Raw genomic sequence first — 277 nt, forward strand, 5'->3', positions numbered from 1 at the left:
TTAACCGGAATATAAAGACCGTCTACATTATTTCCCGTCTTATCTTTTCCCGTGAAAATATAACTGTTCGGAGCCTTAGTCCAATCTGCTACACTATAAAACATCTGCAGTTAATGTTCCACCAGGAATATTAGTTCCACCGATATATTTATCTTTCTGCCACATGGCAAAGGCTTTTTTAACCGGAATATAAAGACCGTCTACATTATTTCCCGTCTTATCTTTTCCCGTGAAAATATAACTGTTCGGAGCCTTAGTCCAATCTGCTACACTATAA

The 277-nt window shown here is 37.5% G+C and carries 1 protein-coding gene; it reads right to left on the reverse strand.

Annotation, left to right across the window (positions count from 1 at the left end):
• Nucleotides 1–93 precede the first annotated feature (93 nt).
• Nucleotides 94–277, reverse strand: a 184-nt coding sequence (locus BOQ62_RS22710; protein ID WP_164976832.1) for a hypothetical protein, incomplete at its 5' end; no start/stop codon positions are given.

Source organism: Chryseobacterium sp. CH21 (assembly GCF_004119445.1).
In the GTDB taxonomy this organism is placed as follows: domain Bacteria; phylum Bacteroidota; class Bacteroidia; order Flavobacteriales; family Weeksellaceae; genus Chryseobacterium.